This is a genomic window from Limosilactobacillus ingluviei str. Autruche 4 (assembly GCF_000312405.1).
Taxonomy (GTDB): Bacteria; Bacillota; Bacilli; order Lactobacillales; family Lactobacillaceae; genus Limosilactobacillus; species Limosilactobacillus ingluviei.
Map to the genome: position 1 here is coordinate 108,166 of NZ_HE997177.1, position 2,888 is coordinate 111,053.

At 39.8% G+C, this 2,888-nt stretch carries 2 protein-coding genes and 1 pseudogene; 1 reads left to right on the forward strand and 2 read right to left on the reverse strand.

What is annotated here, in order from left to right:
- Positions 1 to 560 (reverse strand): DDE-type integrase/transposase/recombinase (locus tag BN54_RS09275; protein WP_019206921.1); only part of this gene is annotated, 560 nt, incomplete at its 3' end.
- 245 nt (positions 561 to 805) lie between these two features.
- Positions 806 to 1,385: pseudogene (locus tag BN54_RS09280) on the reverse strand (helix-turn-helix domain-containing protein); the annotation flags it as partial.
- A gap of 126 nt (positions 1,386 to 1,511) precedes the next feature.
- Between BN54_RS09280 and BN54_RS10340 the strand changes: the two are divergent.
- On the forward strand, positions 1,512 to 2,888 hold a 1,377-nt coding region (locus BN54_RS10340; RefSeq protein WP_191976458.1), incomplete at its 3' end, for a YSIRK-type signal peptide-containing protein.

Below are 2,888 nucleotides of genomic sequence, written 5' to 3' on the forward strand. Positions count from 1 at the left end.
CCTATCAGTACCAAATATTGTAGAACCAAGTAGTCCACAGCTTCTTTTACGAGTTGGTCTAGCTCTGTCAAATTTTTAGGGCGATCATGATTTTGGAGCCAGATCAATTTGAAATCATTCCACCATCGTTCCATCGGTGAATTCTCCCAAGGATGGCCTGGATGCGACATACTATGCCTACAATTTTTGCCAGTCAAGTAATCGTTAAACATACCCGAACAGTAGGCTGAACCACGATCGGTATGAACCATAGGGTGGGCATCGGGTTCGACCTTAAAAGCACGATTAAAGGTCTCGACTACTGCTTCCGATGTTTCCGTATCTGAAATGTTGTAGCTCAACGCATAACGACCATATAGGTCTAAAATTACGTGTACTCGTGCTTTATGAAGTGTATGCTCATCGTAGACGACCTCTGTTGTATCGGTGACCCATACTTCATTTTTACTTTCACGATTAAATTGTTCGTGAAGTAAATTACCGTTAACGTATTCTTCTTGGCGTTGGATACGGTTGTGTTGCTTTCTCCTAATATTAGCTTTAAGACCATGCTTACGCATTCAATTAATTACCCGCTTAAGACCTGCCGAAAAGCTCAGGCGGCCTTCAAATTTGAGCTGGGTTGTCATCGCTAAATATCCAAGCGTCCAATGATGTTTCCGCGCTAACTCTAAGATCACTTTATACAGCTCGTCCTGCTCTTTTTGGTGTTGGCTTGGTTTACGACTGATCCACTTATAGTAACCATCGCGTGAGACCTCAGCGATGCGGCATAACTGGCTAATTGATCAGCCATGTGTTTCGTTCAATTCTTTGATCGCTTGGAACTGTGTCCCTCGTTCACCTCCCGATTGCGTATTTCTACTAATTTTTTTGCGAAGGCAATCTCCATTTCACGATTTTTAAGTTGAGCTTTTAGAAGACGATTTTCCGCCTTGAGACGATCAACTTCTGTCCAATCTTTGTCAGGTTTTGCTTTACCCTGGCGATCACGAAGTGATTCGGGGTCATTACCGCTTTTACGATACTTCTGATACCAACCATAAACTTGTTGGTAGCTAACTTGGTATTCTTCAGCCGCCCAGTTGTAATTAACATCATGCTTAATCAGTTCTTCAATAATCTTCAGTCGTTCTTCTAAAGTTGTCTTACGTCCAGTCATTTTGGAATCTCGCTTCCTTGGCTTATAAGCCTTTAAGTTTGATTCATTATATACTGATAATCCACTGTTTTAGCTGAGACGATGATCGTAATCCATGTTTTATTGCAAATAAGTCCAACGACTCGTTGGAATCAACATACTTTTCCACCAACGATTGCTTAAATTTTTTTGAGTAACTTTGGTTACAATGAGAGGGATTTAGCCCTGCCAAGCCTTGATATTTATTTCAGCTTAGTGGCTAACTTATTCTTGAAATTTAGAAAATCTTTTTTTATAGACTTATAAGAAGTATATGATACACTAAGAGTGTGATAAGTGTATATATTTTATGAGCTTAGGAGGAACGGATATGGTTTCGAAAAACAATCATCAATTCTACCAACAAAAGCATGCCGAAAGGAAGCAACGTTGGGGAGTACGGAAGTTATCTGTAGGGGTAGCATCAGTATTGTTGGGGACAACCTTTATGCTATATAGCAACCATGCGGTATTAGCTGATACTGTTCCTAGTACCACGACTCAAGCGGGCAATAAGGACACCACGGGTAATGAAGGTACAACATCTACGCCTGGAGATAGTACCGCAACCGATAAGGATAAGACATTAACGGAAACGTCTACTGGTACAGATAAACAAGCAAATGGCCAAAAGGTAAATCAGCAAGTACCTACAACCGATGCTGAAGAAAAAGTAGTGGCAACAAATACCCAAGGTACTACCCAAGGTACTACCCAAGATACTAAGCAAAATATTACCAATGTCGGCAAAAAAGATACTGAAGTAACGCTGACTAACGACGAAACACCAAACACAACCGCCAAGGTTACACCGGTTGGACAGAAGAAAATCGCCAAGGTTAACGCACTGACTGCATCAACAGCAGATCCTGCTGAAACACCAGATCCTGCTGAAACACCAGATCCAACGGTTCCAGATAACTCAGCTAATACTGCTATTATCAACAACCAAAATAACTTGGCTAATGACTGGATGCAGTTAGAGCAAGGAAAACTGAAAATTTACTTTACAGTTAGAGGGTTTGATAACAAAATTTATGTTTCTTCATATGCGGATGCACAGAAAAAAATTAAATCACTTATAATTAGTAATCGATTGGATCCTAACAGTTTAGAGTTTCATGTGGATTTTGAAAACACTGACGTTAAAAAGAAGATTGGTATTTGGTTTGGTTGGAATACAAGTGTAATACAAATAGATACTAGACGGCTGGGAACCGATGGAATTGTTGCTTATGGAAAATCAGGTAAGCAATATCAAATTGGTTTGAATCATGACGGCGGTCTTTATGATTATTACAAAAGAATGGTTGAATTGGGCAAAGACATCAGTAAGGTAGGGGCACTCTATATGACCGACCCCATTGAAGCTAATGATACTATTTCGACGGTAATTCCAGTTAAATATATTGGTAATAAAAAACAAACAACTAGTATTTCTCTGGCTAGTTATTTTAATGGATATAAGGCGTATCAAGGATTGGAATTAGAGTTTCTTGAATTACATCCAACTCAAATTGAAACACCAGCTAAGCCAACAACTGATAAAGATACTGTTACTACTGGGATCTACAATAATCCCCAGATCACTACTTCAGACTGGCTTAAGATGGTTCATGGTGAAGCGATTGCTTACTATACTGCCAAGGGTAAAGATGGTAAGACTTATGTGACGGGCTATGTAGCTGCTAACGGTAAGTCGCAGTCT